Raw genomic sequence first — 21,622 nt, forward strand, 5'->3', positions numbered from 1 at the left:
GGCTTTCGCTATGGTGCTTAAGTGAGTGGTCATCATAGAATTCCATGCAAATCGTTGTCGAATGACAAAAACTGATCGCAACATCACGCCCGGGCATGCATCCGGGCGGGCCGCAACAGCCCTAGCTTCCATCGCCCCCGGACCCCCATGGATATCCGCCAGATCCGCGCCTTTCTTGCCATCGCCGACACCGGCAGCGTGACCCGCGCCGCGGAATTGCTCCACGTCGTGCAGCCTGCGGTTTCGCGCCAGCTCAAGCTGCTGGAGGACGATGTCGGTGCACCCTTGTTCGAGCGGGACCGCCGCGGCATGCAGTTGACCGAGGCCGGCCACATCCTGATGGAGCGCGCCCGCCGTGCGCTGCGCGAGCTGGACGCGGCGCGCCTCGAGATCCGCCCCACGCCCGGCCTGATCTCCGGCATCGTGAACCTCGGGCTGCTGCCCAGCAGTTGCGAGTTGCTGACCGGCCCGCTGGTGGGTGCCCTGCAGGCGCAGTACCCGCATGTGCGGCTGTCGGTCTCGGTCGGCTATACCGATCACATGCTGCGCTGGCTGGAGAGCGGCGAGATCGATGCGGCACTGCTCTACGACCCCAACCCCTCGCCGGCGCTGGAGGTGGAGCCACTGGTCGAGGAGTCCCTGAGCCTCGTGGGGCTGGCCGCGCTCGGCCTGCGCGATGAGGAACCCGTGCCGGTGCAAGCGCTGGGGAGTGCACCGCTGGTGCTGCCAAGCTCGCCGCATCGCCTGCGCAACCTGGTGGAACACGCTTGCGCCGTGGCGGGCGTGCCGATCACCGTCGCGGCCGAGACCAATGCGCTGAGCGTACAAAAGGCGCTGGTTACGCAAGGCTATGGGCTCAGCGTGATCCCGCGCGTTGCAGTGCACCATGAGATCGAGCGCGGCATCCTGAGCGCGGCACGCATCGACGGCCCCGACTTCCTGCGCCGGATCGTGCTGGCGCTGCCCACCACGCGGCGTGTTCCTACCGCGGTGCGCTGCGCCACGACCGCCTTGCAGGTAGTGGTAAAGGACATTGCGCGCAGCGGCCATTGGCTGGGCGCGCGCTGGCTGGGCGACTGAGCTGCACTTGGGGCGGGCCTTGCCGTAAAGCTTGCCTCCTCCTTGCCCACCCCAATCCGTTTATAAACACATTGTGCAAATGTGTTTATTTTAGTGCTACACTCGGCCGGCGCTGCAGCCTTGCGCGCCAACAACGGTCCAGAGCCATTCATAGGTGCCGGAGGCAGCCGTGCAAGCGGCGCGGCCGGCTGCGCCCGGGCCGTCCACTTCCATGGAATGTCCCCGGCCGCAGGATCCGATGCCCTCCGCTCAACCCTCCGTGCTGCAGCCCCTGGGCCAGCCCGTCTTCCGCATGCTCTGGCTGGCCTGGCTGGCCGGCAATATGACGATGTGGATGAACGACGTCAGCGCTGCCTGGCTGATGGCCCAGCTCACCACCGGGCCGATGATGGTGGCGCTGGTGCAAGCCTCCGCAAGCCTGCCGCTGTTCCTGCTGGGACTGCCCAGCGGCGCCCTGGCCGACTTGCTCGACCGCAAGCGGCTCTATGCCTTCGCGCAGTTCTGGATTGCGCTGGTGTCCATCGCGCTGGCGGTGCTTGCCGCTGCCGGATGGATGACCGCGCACAGCTTGCTGCTGCTGTGCTTTGCCAACGGGATCGGCCTCGCCATGCGCTTTCCGGTGTTCTCCGCGATCGTGCCGACCCTGGTACCGCGCGCCCAGTTGCCCGCCGCCCTCACGCTCAACGCGCTGGCCATCAATGTGTCGCGCATTGCGGGCCCGCTACTGGCGGGCGTGGTCATGGCATCGCTCGGCATGGGCGCCGTGTTCGCGCTCAATGCCGCGCTGTCGCTGCTGTCGTGCGCGCTGATCCTCCAGTGCAAGACGCCGCCACATGACAGCACGCGCGCCTCCCAGGGCTTGCTGGCGACCATGCGCGGCGGCGTTGCCTATGTGAGGCAATCGCCCTCCATGCGCAATATCCTGGTGCGCACCTTCCTGTTCTTCCTGCACTCCATCGGCTTGATCGCTTTGCTGCCGCTGGTGGCGAAGGGGCTGCAGGCCAACGCCACCACCTACACGCTGCTGCTCGCATCGATGGGCGTGGGCGCCATTCTGTCGGCGCTGGCCTTGCCGCGCATTGCGGCCACCGCTTCCCCGGATCATGTGGTGGCAACGGGCGTGCTGCTCTATGCCGGCGCGACTCTCACCGCCGCGCTGGCGCCCTCGGTCTGGCTGGTCGCGCCGGCGATTGCGCTCTCTGGCGGGGTCTGGCTGTGCGTGGTCAACACCCTCACCATGGCCGCCCAGGTCGTGCTGCCGAACGCGATGCGCGCCCGCGGCATGGCGATCTACCAGATGGCCATCATGGGCGGCAGCGCGGCGGGCGCGGCGCTGTGGGGCCAGGTGGCCAGCCGCACCTCGGTAAGCACCGCGCTCTTGGCATCCGCCGCACTGAGCCTCGCCATGCTGTGGCTGAGCCGCCGCGTCTCCGTGCAGATCGGGCCGCATCCCGAACCCGAGGCGGCACCGGCAGCATCGGTCGAGCTGCATTAGCGAGCCCTGCTCTGCCGCCTTCACCCCTCTTCGCCAACCCTGACACCCGAGCAACCACCATGACATCCCTGGCCGAACAATTGGCAACCTGCAACACCCCGGGCCTGTTCGACGTGCTGCGCGTTCACGGCCTGCCCGTGCGTGAACTGCCGCGCGAGGTCCGCGCGCTCTCCCCCGGCATGAAACTCGTGGGGCCGGTCTTTACGATCACCGGACGGCCCGACCCGGCCATCAGCGTCCATGAATCGCTGGACCTGTTTATCTCCCGCGTGCTGTCGGGCGCGCCGCGCGGCCACGTGGTGGTCTGCCAGCCGAACGACCACGCCCGCTCGGCGATGGGCGACCTGGCCGCCGAAGCGCTCAAGCAGCGCGGCATACGCGGCTACTACATCGATGGTGGCTCGCGCGATGCCGATGAGATCACCGAGATCGGCTTCCCCGTCTTCGCGCGCTATACCAGCCCGATCGATATCGTTGGCAGCTGGCGGCTGGAAGCCACCGACGTGCCGGTGGTGATCGGCGGGGTCACCGTCAACCCCGGCGACTACCTGCTGGGCGACCGCGACGGGACCTTGCTGATTGACAAGGAGCACGCGGAGTTCGTCATCACGGAAACGGTCAGGACCATGCAGACCGATTCACGCATGCGCACCGAGATCCGCGGCGGCCGCGACCCGTACGACGCCTTCCTCGAGTTTGGAAAACTGTGAGCGCCCGACCATGAAAATCGCCCGATATCAGTTTCAGGATGCAGTCCATTACGGCGTGCTCGAAGGCGAGCACTTGCAGCGCCTGGCCGGTTCGCCCCTTGACAGCCTGACGCCCATCGGCCAGACCGATGCGCTGGCCGATGCACGCTTGCTGTGCCCGCTGCCCGCGCCGAGGCTGTTCGCCATCGGCATGAATTACATCGGCCATATCGCCGAGGCCGGGGCCAAGACGCCCGAGATCCCGCAGATTTTCATGATGCCCACGACCGCGGCCGTCGGTCCGGACGAGCAGATCGTACGGCCGCTCGAAGCGCAGATGGTGCATCACGAGGCGGAGCTGGCGATTGTGATCGGCCGCAAGGGACGCCGCATCCGCGAGGAAGATGCGCTCGACTACGTGCTTGGCTACACCTGCGCCAATGATGTCAGCGAACGCGTGATCCAGGGCCGGGAGATGCCTTACGGCTGCCTGATGATCGGCAAGGCCTTCGACACGTTCTGCCCGCTCGGGCCAGTGATTGCCACCGGCCTCGATCCGGCGAACCTGGGCGTGCGGGCTCATGTCAATGGCGTGCTGCGGCAACAAGGCAATACCTCCGACCTGCTGTTCAGCGTGCCCTTCATCATTGCCTACCTGAGCCAGGCCGTGACGCTGTTGCCGGGCGATGTGATCCTGACCGGCACCCCTTCCGGCGTCGGGCCATTGCTGGCGGGGGACGTCTGCGACATCTCGATCGATGGCATTGGCACCTTGCGCAACCCGGTGGTCGACGAAGCCGTCTGACGCCTGCGCGCCATGCCCGCTCCACAAGCCTCATGACCATGCACACCATCAACCCTGAACTTGAGGCGCAGTACAACCTCCGCGCCCTGCGGCCCGACTTCGAAGGCGGCATGCTGCAGCAATGGCTGGCCCGCTCCGCCGCCTTGCGCGCCGCGGCCGTGTCGTGGCTGGACCTGGCCTATGGCCCCGGTGAGCGCGAGCGCATCGACTACTTCCCCGGTGGCTCGCCAGACGCGCCACTCCTGATCTTCTTCCACGGCGGCTTCTGGCAGCGTGGCGACAAATCCATCTACAGCTTCGTCGCCGAGCCATTCGTTGCCCAAGGCGTGTCCGTGGTGCTGGTGAATTACACGCTGTGTCCTGCCAACAGCGTCGACGGCATCGTCGCGCAGGCGCAGCGCGCGCTGGCCTGGCTGTGGCGCCATGCCGGCGAGCTGGCCTGCTCGCGCGAACGCTGGTTCGTCGGCGGGCACTCCGCTGGCGGCCAGATAGCCGCGCGCCTGATGGCCACGCGATGGTCCGAACTCGGACTGGACCTGCCGGCACGGATGCTGCGCGGCGCCGTGCTCGTTTCCGCGCTGTTCGACCTTGAGCCGCTTTGCGCAACCACGCACAATGCGGGCTTGCAGCTGGATCTTGCTCAGGCGCGCGCAGCCAGCCCGCTGCGCCACCCTCCGGTCGACGATGCGCCGCAGTTGCTGGCGGTCGGCGGGGCTGAGTCACGCGAGTTCCATCGGCAAGCGGACGAGTATGCCCAGGCCTTCGCCACGGCGAAGCGGGCCATGCCCCGCTATCGGGTCGATGCTTGCGATCATTTCGACGTGCTGCAGGCGCTGGCCGATCCTGCGCATCCCTTCTTCCGTGATGCGCTGGCCTTTATCCACGCGCGATAGTCCCGATAGTCCGCCGGCTTCCTGCTGTCATGGGCTCCGCCCGCTAACCGAGATACGAAATGCCTGTCACATCCGAAGACCTGAGCGGTAAAGTCGCCCTGATCAGCGGCGGCGCCGGCGCCATCGGCGCTGCCACCGCGCGCAAGTTGGCGGCCAGCGGCGCCAAGGTCGTGATTGCGGACCTGCCCGGCGCGAACGCGGAACAGCTTGCCGAGACCATGCGGCAGGAGGACCTGGCTGTCAGCGCCCACGTGCTGGACCTGGCTGATGAGACCAGCATCCGCGAGCTGATTGCACACACCGTACGCACGTTCGGCCGCCTGGATGTGCTTGACAACAATGCCGCCCTGAAGGGACTGCGCGAAGACACCGATGTGATGTCGATGTCGGCGGACGTCTGGGACCAGGTCATGGGGGTCAATGCGCGCGGCACCATGCTGATGTGCAAGTACGCCCTGCCAGCCATGATCGCGGGCGGCGGCGGGTCGATCATCAATATCAGCTCGGGCACCTCGCTGGCCGGCGACGTATTCCAGACCGCCTATGCGGTGTCCAAGGGCGCCATCAACACATTGACCCGCTACGTCGCCACGCAGTGCGGCAAGCAAGGGGTGCGCTGCAACGCGCTGCTGGTCGGCTCCGTGCTCACACCGCCGATGCAGCGGGCATTGCCCGAGCCGATGCGCGACATCATCACCGCGCACAAGCTGCTCGGGCGGCTGGGCCAGCCCGAGGACGTTGCGGAGATGGTGAGCTTCCTGGCATCCGACCGTGCGGCCTGGATTACCGGGCAAACCTGGTCGGTGGACGGCGGCTTTTTCGCCCATTCCCCGACCATGCCCCAGTTCGCCGCGCTGCGCGCGTGAGCCGGAGCGGCGACGCTCAGTCCAGCATCCCCAGCAGGCCGCTGATATCGCGGCCCGGATCGGCGTCCGCGCCGTAGGAGAAATCGCCGCGGCGCTGCCGGGCCGCCAGCTGCTCCATCTGGAAGCGGTAGCGCGTGCCGGGCGTGTCGAAGCGCGAATGCAGGTCCAGCGGTTGGTCCGGGTCGAAATAGCGCTGGTTTTGCGGGCGCACCACAGAATTGTCCTGCGGCTGGATCACAAAAGCGATGCGCGGCATCACGTAGCGCAGGGGCACAGGCGCGGCGGTGGTATTGAAGGTGACGTCGCAGCGTGAGCGGTACCGCCCCACAGGCAGGAAGGGCTGCAGGTTGGGCACATCGTAGCCCGGCCGGAAGCGGGGATAGGAAATGCAGACATTGCTGCGCAGATGGACGTGCAGCACGGCGCGAAAGTCCTGGTAGCGGGCGCGCACGCCGCCCACCCAGCGCATGATCGGCGCAACCGATTTCCTGGTCACGGTGCGGGTGCGCGTGACGGTCTCCGAGGTCCATTCCACCTCGACCACGTCGGACACCGAAATGCCATCGCCGATGGTCCCCGCGTGCAGGAAATCCGCGTGGGTGAGATCGATCAGGTTTTCCACGGATAGCGCGGATGCGGCATCGAAGCGGACGGTCCGCTGCGTATAGCCCGGCAGGCTGCCATCCAGCGGCAGAAAGGGAATATGAGGCAGCAACAGCGCATCGGCGTGGTCCGGGTTGCCATACCAGACCCACAGATAACCGTAGCGCTCGACCACAGGGTAAAGACCCGTCCCCCCTGTGAAAGCCGTTGCAAGGTGGCGCTGGCCTGACAGCAGATGGGGATGGAATTCGCCCGCCATCGGCCGGCCGTTGTCGCGCCAGAGGAAATAAGGCTGCGAATGGATGATGCGGCGGCTCGGCCGCTGTTCCGTGACGTCGCGGCTATGCGAGACAGGAAACCAGGTGTCGCGCAGGTCGTAGTTGGCCGGGAGCCAGTCGCGTCTTGCCAGCCGGCTCTTCAGGGGCTCGGGCGCGGTAGCTGCGAGTGTCGTGGCGTTCATTGCGATCCTCCTGGCATTCGATGCCGCCTCAGTCCGTTCGGCGCCTTGGCTCAAGCCGCCGCACCCATGGGGGCAGCGCGCTCGGCGCGGGCAGCCGCAAGATCGCGCGATGGCGCGACCAGCAGCGCGGCAATTGCCGCGCCGTCGATCTTGTCGTGCAGCGCGAACGGCGCACGGCCGGCCGCGCGCGCCACGCGCCAGCGCAGCGGCGCGGCGGGCAGTGCATTGCCGTTCTTGAACCCGCGCCAGCAGATTCCCGTGGTGCCGCGCCGGTTGGCGCTGGCGGCAATCCGTATCGAAACCACCTGCGTTTCGTCGGCGCCCAGCAAATCGACACGAATCATGCCGCCGGCCAGAGGCACGGCGGTACGTACGATGAGGGGGTGATCGGTGACGAAAGCAGGCGGCAGCATCGCCGTCTTCCAGACCGCACCGCGTTCGAGCACCAGGTGCGTGCCCTCAACGCGCGGATCGCCAAGGAAGAAGTCCGTGATGCGCACGCCGTCGAAACCAAGCAGGCATTCGGGGCCGTCAAGCATCACACCCAGGTAATCGTCGTACGAAATGCTGACGATCGCCGAGCCGGTGAACTCGCGCCCACCCGGATTGGACGCCGCCGCAGGCAACTCGCCCTCGGGACTGCCCTCTCCCAGCCAGACATGGACGAAGCCGTTATGCTCCGCCACGCGGAAGGCCCGCGCGCCGTAGCGTGCCGGCACCCGCTCGTCCGCATGCAAGTTGGGAATCTCCAGGCAGGCTCCGGTGGCACCATCGAAGGTCCAGCCGTGATAGCCGCACTGCAGGCCGCCGGGCTTGACGGTACCCAGCGACAACGGCACCCGTCGGTGCGGGCACCGGTCCTCCAGCGAGAACAGATCGCCCGCCGCGTCGCGGTAGACCACCAACTCTTGTCCGTTACAGACTACCGCGAGGGGCTTCGTCCCGCTGACCGATTCGGAGAGCGCGACTGCCCACCAGCTACCGTTTGTCATAGCTTGGCTCGGAAAAGCATCTTGTGCGTCAGACCGCAACCGGCGCTTTCACATCGAGCTTGAGCAGCTTGATGGCGTTGCCGCTGCGGATCTTCTCGCGGTCCGCATTGGACAGGCCAAGGCCTTCGGTCGGATCGCCATGATCGTAGGCGCCGCCGAAGTTGGTGCCGTAGACGAGGTTGTCGACGCCGACGACTTCCACCACGCCACGGCGCAGTCCGGGCGTGTGGATATCGAGGTCGAAGTAGAAGTTCGGCAGATAATCCATCAGCGGGCGCTGGTTGCGCGAATCCGGCGCCATGACCCGGTTCAGGTCGTGCAACCGGCCCAGTTGGAATACCGCCATGCCGCCCGCGTGGGTGATGTAGGTCTTGAGCTGCGGGAACGCGTCCAGTGCGCCACCGTTGATCAGATTCCAGAAGAAGAGCGTTTCGTCGAAGCAATCGCCGACGATCGAGGTGGTCTCGAACTTGTCGTCGGTGTGCTTCTCGCCCCAGTAGATGGACTGGTTGAATCCATGCACCATGATCGGCACGTCGAGCTGCTGCAGCTTCTCCCACACCGGGAACAGCTCCTCGCTATGCGCCTCCAGCCCGTCAAAGTTAGCCCCCCCCACGCACAGGCCCTTGGCGCCGAGCTGGGTCACGGCGCGCTCGATCTCCTTCACGGCATCCGCCGGGCGAGCCAGGTTGGTATGCGCCCAGAAATCGAAATGATCGGGATCCTCCGCGCAGAAGGCGGAGAGTTCATCGTTGCAGATCCGCGCGTACTCCGTGCCGAATTCTCCGGCCCAGTACATGAAAGCGTGCGAAGGCGTGGACAGCACCAGTTTGTCCACACCGCGCTCGGCCATCAGCTTGCGGCGCGCGGCGTGCGTCATGCGCGCCAGCAGATTGGCCTCGGCTTCGTCGTCGTCCTTTGCCTTGGACGGCTGGGTCGTGCCCAGCGAGAAATGCCCCACGGTCAGGCCCTTGGTCTTCATGAACGGGCCCCAGAATTCATGGCGCTTGAGCATGCGGGGGGTGAATAGATGGGCGTGGATGTCGATCAGCATGGGATGTCTCCTCCTGAGTGGATATGGCGCGACGGCGGCCTGCCCGGCTTGCGCCGGATGGTTTGGTGCGGGCCGTCTTGTAGCGAACAGCTTTGAAGCAAACGTACAACCTGAATGGCCCGGTTCAGGTCGGAACCAAGGGCATCTTCCCCATGAAGCCAGCCGGCCTGCAGTGGAATTGCCCGCTGCCGGATGCGCCGGCCACGGTCACGCCGGAGTCCACGACCAGCGTGTGCGCCGTCACATGCCGTGCATCGTCGCTCGCCAGATAGACGAGCGCCGCAGCGATTTCCTCGGGCATCAGCGGCGTGCCCAGCGGCGAAGCCTTCGCGGCGGCGTCCAGCGCCGCATCAAGGCTGCCGCGCCCGGCCACGATCATGTTGGTGACGGTGGTCCCCGGCGCCACCGCGTTCACGCGCACGCCAAACGGTGCCAGTTCCGAGGCTGCGGAGCGCGTCAACCCGATCACGCCGTGCTTGGCCGTGGTGTATGCATGCGGGCCCAGGCCGCCGATCACGCCGGCCGTGCTCGCTACCGAAAGAATGCAGCCGCTGCGCTGCCTGGCCATGACCCGGCCGGCATGCTTGATGCCGTAGAACACACTGTCGAGCAATACCGCCAATGTGGCGTGCCAGGCTTCGCCGCTGGTTTCGAGGATTGACCCGAAGGCACCGACCAGCCCGGCGTTGTTGACCATGCAATCGAGCCGGCCGTGCAGCTGCACCGCGTGCTCCACGGCCCCGGCCACCTGTGCTTCCACGCTGACATCAGTACGCACGAAGCTGGCGCCGGCCAGCTCACGCGCCAGTGCCTGCCCGCCCTGCTCGTCGATATCCGCAAGCACCACGCGGGCGCCTTGGGCCGCCATGGCGCGGGCGGCTGCCGCGCCAATCCCGCTGGCCGCGCCGGTGACCAGCACCACGCGCTCTGTTAAACGTTCCACCGTGCGGCTCCTTGCGGGTTCAGGGGATCATCAGGCCGCCGTCGACGGCGAGCGTCTGTCCGGTGATGAACTGCGCGCCGTCGCTGACCAGGAACAGCAGCACCGGCGCCATGGCGCGATCCGGGTCGCCCAGCCGGCCGCCAAGGGGAATCAGCCCGGCCATCATCTCGTCGTGCGCCTTGAGCTGGGCGGCGTCCAGCCGGGAGCGAAAGGTCTCGTACATCGGCGTCCACATGGCGGGCGCGACGGCGTTCACCGTAATGCCGTGCTTGCCCCACTCCTTGGCAGCCGTGCGCGTCCAGCCCAGCACGGCCGCCTTGGATGCCGAGTAGTGCGCGAGGCCTGGCACGCCCATCACCCCCGCGGCGGAGGCAAAATTGATGATGCGGCCACCGTTGGCACGCAGATGCGTAAAGGCGGCCTGGTTGGTGTTGAGGGTGCCGCGGGCGTTGACGTCGAACATCAGGTCCCACTCTGCCTGCGAGATGGACTCCGCAGGCGACTTACGCTCGACTCCGGCGATATTTACCAGTGCGTCCAGCCCACCCAGCCGCTGCGCCACCGCGCTGAATACCTCTTCCACCTCGTGCCGCTGGCTCACGTCGCAGCGAAAGTAATGCGCCTCACCGGGGCCGCTGCGCGAGGCTGCCGCCGCAATGGCGGCGCCGGCCTCGTCGGCCAGGTCCAGGCCGGCCACTCTGGCGCCGGCAGCTACCAGCGCTTTCAGCGCACTGGCGCCGATGCCGCTGGCCGAACCGGTGACGATCACGCGCTTGCCGTGGATATCCACCATGCTTGTCTCCTTGTCGTTCGTTCTTGTCGTTCTCGGCAGGACCGCCGCACTCATGCGAGTTCCGCGATCAGGTCTCTGGCCTGCCCCAGCAGCCGCAGCGCCGAAGCATGGTGCCTCTGGCCCAGCTCCGCACTCGCCTTGCCGGCGCAGGAACGCGCATAGCTGCCCTCAAGCAGGATGCCCAGCTTGAAGCGCGCCAGCACCACGTACCAGTCGATCGACGACAGGTCGCGCTGGCTATGGTCCCGGTAGTACACCACCAGCTCCGCGGCGGTGGGAAAGCCCTGCCACGGCGCCACGCGGATGGTTCCCGCACCCTGCCCGCTGGCATCGGGCCAGGTGGCCACCAGCCAGCCCAGGTCGAGCAGCGGATCGCCGACGGTCGCCAGCTCCCAGTCGATCACCGCCGCCAGCTCGGCGCGGTCCGGGCGGAACATCACATTGGCCAGGTGGAAGTCGCCATGCAGGATGCCGGTGCGAGAAGGCTCGGGCCGGTTGGCCTCAAGCCAGCGCGCCACCTCAGTCACGCCCGGCAAGGAGGCCCGCCCCGGCCAGCCGGCATGGGTCCGGTATTGCTCCAGCTGGCTGCACCAGCGCGTCACCTGCCGCGCCAGGAAGCCTTGCGGCTTGCCGAAGTCTCCCAGCCCGACAGCCTGCGGATCCAGCTCGCCCAGGCGCAACAGCGCATCAACCATGGCAAAGCCCATCCGGCGCTGCATGGCCGAGTCGACGGCATGCGGCGCCGGCAGCGGCCCGGCCGAGGCGTTGAAGCCATCCACCGGCGCCATCAGGTAGAACGGCGCGCCCAGCACCTGCTCGTCGACACAGGCAGCAAACAGCGCCGGATGCGGCACCTTGCTGCCCGCCAGCGCCGCCAGCACGCGCGCTTCCCGGGCAATGGTGGCGCACACCTCCGCCCGTGCATGCAAGGGCGGACGACGCAGCACGAATTCGCGCGCGCCGCGAAAGAAGCGCAGCAGCACGTTCTGCGTGCCGCCGGTGAGCGGCACCGCGCCGGTGATGGGCCCCTCCTCCAGTCCTTGCGTATCCATCCATTGCGTGAGCCTATCCAGGTCCACCGCGGCCTGCCATGCAGTATTCGTCATCGATGGCTCCATTCAGCTGAGCTGTGCGCGAAACTTCTTCTGCGCCGCCACTGCCGCCGTGGGGCGGTGATAGGCCGGGAACAGGTCCTCGCAGGGCTGGTACTCGCGCAGCAACTGCCTGGCCACCGTGACCTTGTGCACTTCCGTGGGGCCGTCGGCCAGGCCCATCTGGAACGCGCGCGAGATCATGCCGGCGAAAGGCATCTCTGTCGAGGCGCCGATGGAGCCGTGCACGTGCAGCGCCCGCGCGGCAATATCGTGCAGCAGCTTGGGCATCGCGGCCTTTACCGCGGCGATGTCCTTGCGCACCTTCTGGTAGTCCTGGTACTTGTCGATGCGCCACGCGGTGCGCATCACCAGCAGGCGGAACTGCTCCAGCTCCAGCCAGGAATCGGCGATCTTCTCCTGAACCATCTGCTTGTCCGCCAGCAGCCCGCCTTGCGTCTGGCGCGACAACGCGCGCTGGCACAGCGCATCGAGCGCCTTCTGCGCCAGGCCGATGGTGCGCATCGCGTGATGCACACGGCCGCCGCCCAGGCGCACTTGCGCCACCACGAAGGCCTCGCCCGGCGCGCCCAGCATGTGGTTGGCCGGCACGCGCACGCTGTCAAACTCCAGATAGGCATGCGTCGCCGCCGGCTCATCGGCCATACCCACGTTGCGGATGATGTTCAGCCCAGGCGTACCCGCCGGCACGATGAACATCGACATGCCCTTGTAGGCTGAAACCTCCGGGTCGGTGATCGCCATCACGATGAAAAAGTCCGCGTAGCGCGCGTTGGAGGCAAACCACTTCTGCCCGCTGATCACCCAGTCATCGCCGTCGCGCACGGCGCTGGTGGTGAACACCTTGGGATCGGCGCCGCCCTGCGGCTCCGTCATGGCGAAGCACGACACGATCTCGCCGGCGAGCAGCGGCGCCAGGAAGCGTTGCTTTTGCTCGGCGGTGCCATAGTGCGCGAGGATTTCCGCATTGCCGGAGTCGGGCGCCTGGCAGCCAAAGACGATGGGCGCGAACAGCGCGCGGCCCAGGATCTCGTTCATCAGCGCCAGCTTGACCTGGCCATAGCCGGCGCCGCCCAGTTCAGGGCCGAGGTGGCAGGCCCACAGCTTGCGCGCCTTGACCTGCTGCTGCAGCGGCCGCACCAGCGCCTGGAACTTCGGGTCGTGGATTTCCCACGGGCTGCCCAGCACGTGCTCCAGCGGTTCGACCTCATCACGGACGAAGGCCTCGATCCAGTCGAGTTCGGCCTGGAACCCGGCATCGGTTTCAAATTCCCAAGACATGCTGCTTCCTTTATCGAGTGCGCATCAGGCCAGCAACATGCCGCCGTCCACCAACAGGGTCTGGCCAAGCACATAGGCCGAGAGCGGCGACGCCAGGAACAGCGCCGCGCCCGCCATGTCTTGCGGCGTACCCAGGCGCCCCAGCGGGATGTTGCGCAGCGCGCCCTCCAACCGGTTCGGATTGCCGGTGGTGACGCGGGTCAGCTTGGTATCGACCAGGCCCGGCGCGATGCCGTTGACGCGGATGCCTTCGCGCGCCCAGGCCTCGCCTAGCGTGCGGGTCAGGCCAAAGGCGCCGGTCTTGGAGGCGTTGTAGGCCGGATTGCCACGGGTAGAGTGAAACGCCGCGGCGGAGCTGACCACGATCATGGCGCCACGCGCCTCCCTCAACGGCCCGTAGCATTTGTCGGCGCAGGCCATCAGGCTGGTCAGGTTGATGTCGAGCACCTTCCTGAAGCCTGGCGTCTTGAACTCCTGGCGGTCGTAAAGCACCGTGCCCTGCGCTTGCACCAGCACGTCGAGCCGGTCGAATGGCAGCGCGCATCGCTCGATATTGGCCGCGTCCGACACGTCGACCTGGGTGTAACCCAATCCGTCCAGGCGGGAGTCCGGAGAGTCCGTGTAATCGAGGGCCGATGCACGGGTGCCCCACACGTGCACGGTGGCGCCGCGTTCGCGAAAGGCATGGGCAATGCCATTGCCGATGCCACTGGAGCCGCCCACCACCAGCACCGTCTTGTTCGAGAAATCCAGTTCGTTCATTGCCTGTGTCTCCGTTCCTGTCGCTTTCGATTCGTGCGTTCGTGCCTGCGCATGGGCTGCCCTACTCCGGCTGGATGCCGGCGGCGCGGATGATCCGCCCCCAGGCCGCGCTTTCATTCGCCTGGAACTTCGCCATTTCCGCGCCCGGGACGACAAACTCGAAGGTGCCGGTGGCCTGGTAGACGCTCTTGACCTCGGATGTCCTGACCGCCTTGGCCAGCAGCCCCTGGAGCTGCCCCACCACCTGCGCGGAAGCACCCGCGGGCAGGTAGGCGGCGAGCCAGAAGCCAATGTTCATGCCCTTGACGCCGGACTCTTCGAAGGTGGGCAGCTTCGGTGCGTAAGGGCTACGCTTCGGGTCGGTAACGGCCATCGCCCGCAGCTTGCCCGACGCCACGTGCGGCCAGGGAGCGAAGTCCGTGAACATCATGTCGATCTGGCCACCGACCAGATCCGGCACGGCGGCCGCGCCGCTGCGGTACGGCACGCCGAGGATCCTGAGCCCCACCGACCGCTGCAACACCTCCGCCGGCAAGCGGCTGGTGATGCTGGTGTAGCCGAACGAGTACTTGCCCGGGTTCTTGCGGATCAGTTGCAGCAGCTCGGCGATATTCGCCACCGGCAGCTTCTGCGGGTTCGTGTAGAGATACATCGGCCCTTTGGCCAACGTCGTCACCGGCGTGAAATCCGCCACCGGGTCATACGCCAGTTTCTTGAGCGTATAGGGGTTGCCCGTGAACGCCACGTTCCCCGTGACCAGCACGGTGTAACCGTCCGGCCTGGCCTTGGCCACGGACTGGGCGGCCAGCGCCGAGCCGGCGCCGGGCCGGTTTTCCACGATGGCCGGCACGCCAGTGGCCTTTGCCACCTCCTGTGCGATGGCCCGCACGAACACATCCGGACCGGCGCCCGCGGTGAAGGGCACCACGAACGTAATCAGCCTGGCCGGATACGCGGCGGCCGTTGCGCCGGTGGCGAGGGCCGCGCCGAGCGCGGCGATGACAGCGGAAATTGCCCGGCGCGGCGCAACGTTGAGCATGGCCTATTCCTCCGCGCCGCTGGCCGGACGCACGATGCGGCTGCGCAGGATGCCGATGCCCTCGACCTCGAGTTCCACCACATCGTCCGGCTTCAGGTAGCGCAGTTGCTCCATGCCGCAGCCGTTGCCCACGGTGCCCGAGCCCAGGAACTCGCCGGGGTGCAGCGTCTCCGAGCGCGAGATATGCGCGATGACATCCTCGAAGTGCCAGCGCATGTCGCGCGTATTGCCCCGCCCCCACTCCTCCCCATTAACGCGCGCGATCATTGTCAGGTTGTACGGATCCTCCAGCTCGTCCGCCGTGACCAGGCACGGCCCCATCACGTTGGCCGTGTCGAAGTCCTTGCCCTTGGCCGGGCCGAGCATGCCGCCCATCTCCAGGCCCTGGGCATCGCGCGCGCTGATGTCATTGAAGATCGTGTAGCCGAAGATATGCTCGCGGGCCTTCTCGCGCGGCACGTTCTTGGCGCGGCCGCCGATATAGCAGCCGAACTCCAGCTCGAAATCCAGCAGCTCGCTGTAGTCCGGCCAGATCACGTCGTCGTCCGGGCCGATCACCGCGAACCGGTTGCACTTGTAGTAGATGGGCTGGCGGTTGAAGGTGTCGATCACGCGGTCGTCGGCACGCGTGTTCATGGCCTTCAGCGTGGCCTCGGGATCCGGCGTGCGCAAGGCACGCGCGCGCCGCGCCGCGGCAAAGCACTGCTTCAGGTGCAACTCGAAACAGGAACAGTCACGCATCTGGGTGGGCGGTTGCACCGGCGCCAGCAGTTTGACCGTGGCGCGCTCTCGTACCGCTTCGCCCGGCGCGCGGGCCAGCAGTGCGCGCGCCTCGGCAAGTGCGGCGTCGCCGCCTTCGATCAGCGTCTGCACGCTGGCCATGCCGGCGCCATCTCCCCCGCGCACGATCTGGCTGGCATGGCGCAGGTCCAGTACCGCCTGGCCGCCATCGAACAGTGCGCCGGCACGCTGGAAGCCATCGGTGGCCTGATACGTGATGAGTCTCATCAGCTTGATCTCGTTTCGTGGGAAGGTTCGGAAGACGGTTGCGCCAGGCGGCGCTTCAACACCACCGGCGCGCCGCCATGGGCACGCTTGCTCATCCAGTGGGACAGCGCCGCATCCATGTAGTCGGCGTGCCCCGGGAACCAGTCGGCCAGTGCCTGCGTGAGGTCGCGCACGACCTGCTGCGCGGCGCCCTGCTGCAGCAGCGCCTGCACCTCGCGCACCGATCCCAGCACCGCAGCGTGTTCGTCGGCATGGCATTGCGCCGCGGGAAAGCCCGTGGTGCGCATCCACTGCTCCTCCTGCCCGAAATGCGCTTCGGCATGCTGTGCGAATTCGGCCAGTCTTGCCGGCAGTTCGGCGTCGGCTGCGGTTTGCAGCGCGGCCACGCATTCGACGAACTCCTGGTGCGTGGCATCCATCGCGGCATAGCCGAGCAGGTAATCGTCGCGCCAGCGCATCGGCGCTTCGGCCACGGCAGGATTGGGGCTCGTCACCATCACACTCTCCCGGCCACGGGCAGGCAGGCGCCGGTGATGGCGCTCGCATCGTCCGACAACAGAAAGGCGATGACCGCGCCGAGCGCCTCCGTGGACACCCAGCGCGATGCGTCCGCATCCGGCATGTCTGCGCGATTGGCCGGCGTGTCGATGATGCTAGGTAGCACCGCATTGACATTGATGCCGCGGTCCTTCAGCTCCTCGGCCAGGGATTCGGTCAGGCGCGCCACGCCAGCCTTGGACGCCGCATAGGCGCCCATGCCAAGGGCGGCCTTGCCCGCCGCCAGCGCGCCGACATTCACGATGCGGCCGCCCGGCTGGCGCAACAGGTGCGGCAGCGCTTCCCGGCAGGCGACCACCGCACTGCGCAGGTTCATGGCGTAGAGCGTGTCCCACGTGTCAGGGCTGCCGGCTTCCAGGGTTTCCCATCGAAAGCCGCCCGCGATATTGACGATGGCATCGATGCCGCCGAAATGCCGCGCCACGTCGGCAAACGCGTTCGCGGTGCCGGTCAAGTCGCCCAGGTCGACGCCGCCGGAAACCATGGCGACGCCGGCCACCTCGGTCCGTGCAAGGCGGTCGACCAGCGCGACCTGCGCGCCGCGCGAGGCCAGGACGGCGCCCACGCTGCGCCCAAGTGCGCCAAGGCCGCCGGTAACGATGACTCTGCGGTGAAGCAGCTGGTGTGAGGGCATGGGGTCTCGCTTGTCTCCTGGAAGCTGCCGCCGGGTCCGCGCAGGGCCACTTCCAAATTAATACATTTTTTTAGTTTCTGTTCATATATTATGATCGATGACGGGATGCGGTCAACCACCCAACGAGAAGAAATTCGAGAGACAAACGACGACCACCGACAGACCATGCCGAGAAAACTCCCCCTCCTCACCCCTGTCACCGCGCCGTTCTGGCAAGGCGGCGCCAATGGGATGCTGAACATCTGCTGCTGCGCCGAATGCCAGCACCTCTTCCACCCACCCGCACCGGTCTGTCCGCAGTGCCTGTCGCCCGACGTCGGCCCGCGCGCTGTATCGGGCCGTGGCGAGGTGGTCAGCTACACGGTCAACCACCAGGCTTGGACGCCCGAGACGGCCGTACCGTACGTGGTCGCGATCATCGAACTCGCGGAGCAGCCGGGGCTGCGCTTCTTGAGCAACATCGTAGGCACCGCGCCGGCGGACATTCGCATCGGCATGCCGGTGCGCGTGCACTTTGAGCAGGTGGAGGACGTCTGGCTGCCGCTGTTCGTGCTCGATGAAGCGGAGGCCCAGGCATGAAGACCGACTTGTTCGAGAAGCATGTCGCCATCACAGGCATCGGCCAGTCCGAGGTGGGACGCCCTTCGAACCGCTCAGCCATGCGCCTGTCCATCGACGCCGCGCTGGAGGCCATTGCCGACGCCGGGCTGCAACGCAGCGACATCGACGGCATCGCCTGCTGGCCCGGCGACAACGACAACGGCAACCCCTTTTCCCCGGTGGGTCCCAACGCACTGATGAGCGCACTGGGCCTCAAGGTGAACTGGTATGGCGCCGGCTATGAAGGGCCCGGTCCGCTGACGGGGCTGATCAACGGCGCCATGGCCATCGCCACCGGCCTGTGCAGGCATGTGCTGGTGTTTCGCACCATCGCCGAAGCCAGCGCGCGGCAGAAGGACAAAACGGCCAGCGCGCTGACCAACAAGACGGTCGGCCGCGATAACAGCTATTTCTGGCAGTGGTATACGCCGTTCAATGTGATGTCGGGGATCAACCTGATGGCGCTCTACGCGCAGCGTCATTTCTTTGAGTACGGCACCACCGGCGAGCAGATGGCGCAGATCGCGCTGACCTGCCGCGCCAACGCGATGCGCAACCCCAAGGCCGTATTCCGCACGCCCATGACGATGGACGACTATCTTGCGTCGCGCATGATCTCGACCCCGCTGCGCATGTTCGATTGCGATGTGCACTGCGATGCATCGACCGCGATCATCTTGTCGCGTGCCGACGCTGCACGCGATGGCCCCAACGCGCCGATCCGGCTGGAAGCGATCGGCTCGGCGCTGCACCAGCCCTGGTCCTGGGACCAGATCTCGCTGACCGAGATGGCCTGCTTCGATGTGGGCCGCATGCTGTGGTCGCGCACCGACCTGAAGCCGAAGGACGTGGGCAGTGCCCAGTTGTACGACGGTTTTTCGATCCTGACCATGCTCTGGCTGGAGGGACTGGGCCTTTGTCCGCGCGGCGAGAGCGGCGCTTTCATCGAAGGCGGCACACGCATTGCGCGCGATGGGCAACTGCCGGTCAACACTAACGGCGGACAACTGTCCGGCGGCCGCACGCACGGCCTGGGCTACGTCCACGAAGCCTGCGCCCAGCTGTGGGGACGCGGCGGCGAACGCCAGATTGCCCCGCACCAGGTAGCCATAGCGGCGGCGGGTGGCGGACCGCTGGGCGGCAGTGTGTTGCTGGTCAGGGAGTAGCAAGGCGGGTGCCTCAGGGCATCTACCTAGCTTGGGCGCAGAATCCATATGTAGAATAGCAATCTATATACAGAATTCAAGAAATTGCCCGGCTGTATCACCCAAGGCAAAGAAAGGTGCGGCACTGGCAGTACGCATTCACCTAGGAGACAGTTGATGTCCAACTCTGGCAATACCCGATCCGTTGCGATCGACCTGACTGAATTCCGCCGCGGCTGGCGCGTGGTGCTGCTCGCCATGCTTGGCCTGGCAGTGGCCGCTAACGCCTCGCTGCTCTATGCCTTCGGTGCGCTGGTGATTCCATTGCAGAACGCCTTTGGCTGGAGTCGTGGAGAGTTGCAGCCGGCCATCAGCTTCCTATTCGGCGGCGCGGTCGTCGGCGCCCAGATGGTAGGCTGGTTCAACCAGCGCTGGGGCATGCGGCGCGTGACGGTGCTGTCGCTGATCGCCCTCTCCGTCACCTTCGCCCTGATGCTGCTGATGGGCCGCTCGATCTGGTGGCTCTACCTGATGTGCGCGCTGCTGCCGATTGCGGGCATGGGCACCATGCATATCACCTGGACGCACCTGGTGAACCTCTGGTTCGATCGCAATCGCGGCCTGGCACTCGCGCTGATGCTGTCGGGCACCGGCCTGTCCGCGTCGCTGATCCCTTCCGCCGTGACCTGGAGCGTGGCGCGCTGGGGCTGGCAGGCGGCCTTCCAGTTGCTGGCGCTTCTGCCGCTGGTGCTGGTGGTGCCGCTGGCGCTGCGCTGGCTGGAAACGCCGCAAGACCGGCAAGCGGCATCCAAGGAGACCGTTGTTGCGCAGGCGCAGGCGCCGGCATCTGGCATGGCCTATCGCGACGCCATGCGCTCGGCGCGCTTCTGGACCATCAATATCGCGCTGGCGATGGTGGTGGCAGCCATGGTCACGATGGTGAGCAACACGGTGCCCCTGCTGCGCGACAAGGGGCTGAGCGCGGCCGAGGCGAGCCAGGTCTTCGGCAGCTTCGGGCTGTCGCTGATCGGCGGCCGTGTGCTGGTCGGCTACCTGATCGACCGCTTGTGGGCACCCGGCGTGGCGGCGGTCGCACTCATCATGCCGGCGCTAGGCTGCCTGCTGCTCTCCGCCACCGGCGCGAACCAGCCCGGTATCCTGGCGCTGGCAACGCTGCTCATCGGCATTGGCGCGGGCGCGGAGTTCGATATTGCCGCCTACCTGATGGCCCGTTATTTCGGCATGCGCGACTATGGCCGCTTGTTCGGTGTGCATGTCGCGCTGATCACCATTGCCGCGGCGCTGGCGCCGTGGCTGTTCGGGCTGATCTATACCGCCACCGGTTCCTACACGACCATGCTCGCCATCTGCGGTACGGCGTTCCTGATCGGGCCCATGCTGCTGCTGCCGCTTGGCCGCTATCCGAGCTTTACCACCCGCAACCTTGCGAACGAACTTTCGTCATTGTCATGTCACTGAACAACGTGGTTATCGTCGGCGCCGGCCAGGCCGGCTATCAGGTGGCGGCTTCGCTGCGCCAGGAAGGCTTCGTTGGCCATATCGCCCTGATCGGCGATGAGGCCGGCGTGCCCTACCAGCGCCCGCCGCTGTCCAAGGCTTACCTGCTTGGCAAGGTCGGCTCCGCGGCCCTGCGCTTCCGCCCGCCAGAGTGGTTCGACCAGCAAAGCGTGGAGCGCGTGCAAGGCAGTGTGGCCATGATCGACCGTGGCGCGCGCTGCGTGGAACTGGCCAGCGGCGAGCGCATGCTCTACGACCATCTGGTGCTGGCCACTGGCGCGCGCAATCGTGTGCCCGTCATCCCCGGAGCCGATCTCGACGGGGTTTTCGGCATCCGCACGCTGGCCGATGCCGATGCGCTAGCGCCGCGCGTCGCCGCGGCCCGCCACGTGGTGGTGATCGGCGCCGGCTTCATCGGCCTCGAGTTCGCCGCGGTGGCGGCAGCCAAAGGGGTGGCGGTGCATGTCGTGGAACTCGGCACGCGCCCCATGGCGCGGGCGCTGTCCGCGCCCATGTCCGAACTGTTCAGCGCCGCGCACGCGAGCTGGGGGGTCACGCTGGATTTCGGGCAGACGGTGGCGAATATCGTCGGCGCCGACGGCAAGGTCACCGCGGTGGAAACCGGCGACGGCCGCCGGCTGCCTGCCGATCTCGTGGTCTACGGCATTGGCGTGATACCGAACGCGGAGCTGGCGGCCGACGCAGGGCTTGTGGTGGACAACGGCATCCGTGTCAATGCGCAGCTGCTGACCGCCGACCCCGCGATCTCGGCCATCGGCGATGCGGTGAGCTTCCCCAGCCCGCACTGCGGCGCGCCGATCCGGCTGGAGTCCGTGCAGAACGCGGTCGACCAGGCCCGCAACGTCGCCGCGCGGCTGATGGGAAAGCCCCTGCCCTACGTCGCGCTACCCTGGTTCTGGACGGACCAGGTTGATCTCAAATTGCAGATTGCCGGCTTGTCGGATGGGCATGACGAAACCGTGCTGGTGGGCAATGCCGAGACCCGGCAACTGAACGTACTATGCTTCCGGCAGGGACGCCTCGTTGCCGTCGAGTCGTGTAATCGTCCCGCCGATCACATGGCGGCGCGGAAGGTACTGGCACGCGCGGCGCCACTCACATCGCAACAGGCGGCCGAGCCAGGCTTTGACCTGAAGGCCTACGAGGCCTCCACGCGGGAAGTCGCCTGAGCGTCGCGCCAGTTCAGCAAGCTGTCCGACTGCATTCCCACCGCCCCACGCGCCACGCCGCCGGGGCGTTTTACCATGTCCAACGGCCTTATGGCGGAGTTA

At 66.7% G+C, this 21,622-nt stretch carries 22 protein-coding genes; 10 read left to right on the forward strand and 12 right to left on the reverse strand.

What is annotated here, in order from left to right; translation table 11 throughout:
• Positions 1–147 precede the first annotated feature (147 nt).
• The 6 genes from ACGLHR_RS24195 (at position 148) to ACGLHR_RS24220 (ending at position 5,828) form a co-directional block, all read left to right on the forward strand.
• The gene (locus ACGLHR_RS24195) at positions 148–1,080 is read left to right on the forward strand and encodes a LysR family transcriptional regulator (protein WP_318232388.1); all 933 of its coding nucleotides are present in this window, start codon (positions 148–150) and stop codon (positions 1,078–1,080) included.
• A 238-nt stretch (positions 1,081–1,318) separates the two neighbouring features.
• Positions 1,319–2,575, forward strand: a complete 1,257-nt coding sequence (locus ACGLHR_RS24200) for an MFS transporter (RefSeq protein ID WP_400096674.1) — start codon at positions 1,319–1,321, stop codon at positions 2,573–2,575.
• Positions 2,576–2,634: 59 nt separating this feature from the next.
• Positions 2,635–3,285: an RraA family protein gene (locus ACGLHR_RS24205; protein ID WP_400096675.1), complete on the forward strand. Its 651-nt coding sequence runs from the start codon at positions 2,635–2,637 to the stop codon at positions 3,283–3,285.
• Positions 3,286–3,295: 10 nt separating this feature from the next.
• The gene (locus ACGLHR_RS24210) at positions 3,296–4,069 is read left to right on the forward strand and encodes a fumarylacetoacetate hydrolase family protein (RefSeq protein WP_400096676.1); all 774 of its coding nucleotides are present in this window, start codon (positions 3,296–3,298) and stop codon (positions 4,067–4,069) included.
• A gap of 32 nt (positions 4,070–4,101) precedes the next feature.
• Entirely contained in the window at positions 4,102–4,962 is an 861-nt protein-coding gene (locus ACGLHR_RS24215) for an alpha/beta hydrolase (protein ID WP_400096677.1), read from the forward strand.
• 59 nt (positions 4,963–5,021) lie between these two features.
• The gene (locus ACGLHR_RS24220) at positions 5,022–5,828 is read left to right on the forward strand and encodes an SDR family NAD(P)-dependent oxidoreductase (RefSeq protein ID WP_400096678.1); all 807 of its coding nucleotides are present in this window, start codon (positions 5,022–5,024) and stop codon (positions 5,826–5,828) included.
• Positions 5,829–5,844: 16 nt separating this feature from the next.
• Here the strand turns inward: ACGLHR_RS24220 and ACGLHR_RS24225 are convergent, their stop codons facing one another.
• From ACGLHR_RS24225 to ACGLHR_RS24280, 12 genes are all read right to left on the reverse strand, one after another.
• The gene (locus ACGLHR_RS24225) at positions 5,845–6,891 is read right to left on the reverse strand and encodes an oxygenase (protein WP_400096679.1); all 1,047 of its coding nucleotides are present in this window, start codon (positions 6,889–6,891) and stop codon (positions 5,845–5,847) included.
• Between the two features lie 50 nt (positions 6,892–6,941).
• Positions 6,942–7,883, reverse strand: a complete 942-nt coding sequence (locus tag ACGLHR_RS24230; RefSeq protein ID WP_400096680.1) for a Rieske 2Fe-2S domain-containing protein — start codon at positions 7,881–7,883, stop codon at positions 6,942–6,944.
• Positions 7,884–7,911: 28 nt separating this feature from the next.
• Entirely contained in the window at positions 7,912–8,937 is a 1,026-nt protein-coding gene (locus tag ACGLHR_RS24235; RefSeq protein ID WP_400096681.1) for an amidohydrolase family protein, read from the reverse strand.
• A 124-nt stretch (positions 8,938–9,061) separates the two neighbouring features.
• Entirely contained in the window at positions 9,062–9,880 is an 819-nt protein-coding gene (locus ACGLHR_RS24240) for an SDR family oxidoreductase (RefSeq protein WP_400096682.1), read from the reverse strand.
• A gap of 19 nt (positions 9,881–9,899) precedes the next feature.
• Positions 9,900–10,673 (reverse strand): SDR family NAD(P)-dependent oxidoreductase, encoded by a 774-nt coding sequence (locus tag ACGLHR_RS24245; protein WP_400096683.1) that lies wholly within the window; start codon positions 10,671–10,673, stop codon positions 9,900–9,902.
• Between the two features lie 50 nt (positions 10,674–10,723).
• The gene (locus tag ACGLHR_RS24250) at positions 10,724–11,779 is read right to left on the reverse strand and encodes a phosphotransferase family protein (protein ID WP_400096684.1); all 1,056 of its coding nucleotides are present in this window, start codon (positions 11,777–11,779) and stop codon (positions 10,724–10,726) included.
• A gap of 12 nt (positions 11,780–11,791) precedes the next feature.
• Positions 11,792–13,066 (reverse strand): acyl-CoA dehydrogenase family protein, encoded by a 1,275-nt coding sequence (locus ACGLHR_RS24255; RefSeq protein ID WP_400096685.1) that lies wholly within the window; start codon positions 13,064–13,066, stop codon positions 11,792–11,794.
• Between the two features lie 24 nt (positions 13,067–13,090).
• Positions 13,091–13,828, reverse strand: coding sequence for an SDR family NAD(P)-dependent oxidoreductase (locus ACGLHR_RS24260; protein ID WP_400096686.1), 738 nt, complete (start codon positions 13,826–13,828; stop codon positions 13,091–13,093).
• Between the two features lie 61 nt (positions 13,829–13,889).
• Entirely contained in the window at positions 13,890–14,867 is a 978-nt protein-coding gene (locus ACGLHR_RS24265) for a Bug family tripartite tricarboxylate transporter substrate binding protein (RefSeq protein ID WP_400096687.1), read from the reverse strand.
• A gap of 3 nt (positions 14,868–14,870) precedes the next feature.
• Positions 14,871–15,875: a fumarylacetoacetate hydrolase family protein gene (locus tag ACGLHR_RS24270; protein WP_400096688.1), complete on the reverse strand. Its 1,005-nt coding sequence runs from the start codon at positions 15,873–15,875 to the stop codon at positions 14,871–14,873.
• Positions 15,875–16,372 (reverse strand): bacteriohemerythrin, encoded by a 498-nt coding sequence (locus ACGLHR_RS24275; protein WP_267601517.1) that lies wholly within the window; start codon positions 16,370–16,372, stop codon positions 15,875–15,877. The genes ACGLHR_RS24270 and ACGLHR_RS24275 overlap by 1 nt, the downstream gene beginning before the upstream one ends.
• Positions 16,372–17,067 (reverse strand): SDR family NAD(P)-dependent oxidoreductase, encoded by a 696-nt coding sequence (locus tag ACGLHR_RS24280; RefSeq protein WP_400096689.1) that lies wholly within the window; start codon positions 17,065–17,067, stop codon positions 16,372–16,374. The genes ACGLHR_RS24275 and ACGLHR_RS24280 overlap by 1 nt, the downstream gene beginning before the upstream one ends.
• A 165-nt stretch (positions 17,068–17,232) precedes the next feature.
• On the opposite strand from ACGLHR_RS24280, the gene ACGLHR_RS24285 reads away from it, so the two are divergent.
• The 4 genes from ACGLHR_RS24285 (at position 17,233) to ACGLHR_RS24300 (ending at position 21,520) form a co-directional block, all read left to right on the forward strand.
• Positions 17,233–17,646 carry a Zn-ribbon domain-containing OB-fold protein gene (locus ACGLHR_RS24285; protein ID WP_400096690.1) on the forward strand — a complete coding sequence of 138 codons (414 nt, stop codon included), beginning with the start codon at positions 17,233–17,235 and terminating at the stop codon, positions 17,644–17,646.
• On the forward strand, positions 17,643–18,833 hold the full coding sequence (locus ACGLHR_RS24290) for a thiolase family protein (protein WP_400096691.1): 1,191 nt from the start codon (positions 17,643–17,645) through the stop codon (positions 18,831–18,833). Before ACGLHR_RS24285 ends, ACGLHR_RS24290 begins: the two co-directional genes overlap by 4 nt.
• Positions 18,834–18,989: 156 nt before the next feature.
• The gene (locus ACGLHR_RS24295; protein WP_400096692.1) at positions 18,990–20,291 is read left to right on the forward strand and encodes an MFS transporter; all 1,302 of its coding nucleotides are present in this window, start codon (positions 18,990–18,992) and stop codon (positions 20,289–20,291) included.
• Entirely contained in the window at positions 20,282–21,520 is a 1,239-nt protein-coding gene (locus ACGLHR_RS24300; protein ID WP_400096693.1) for an NAD(P)/FAD-dependent oxidoreductase, read from the forward strand. The genes ACGLHR_RS24295 and ACGLHR_RS24300 overlap by 10 nt, the downstream gene beginning before the upstream one ends.
• The last annotated feature ends 102 nt before the right edge of the window (positions 21,521–21,622 follow it).

Origin of the sequence: Cupriavidus sp. CuC1 (assembly GCF_044627735.1) — a bacterium.
Lineage (GTDB): Bacteria > Pseudomonadota > Gammaproteobacteria > Burkholderiales > Burkholderiaceae > Cupriavidus > Cupriavidus ulmosensis.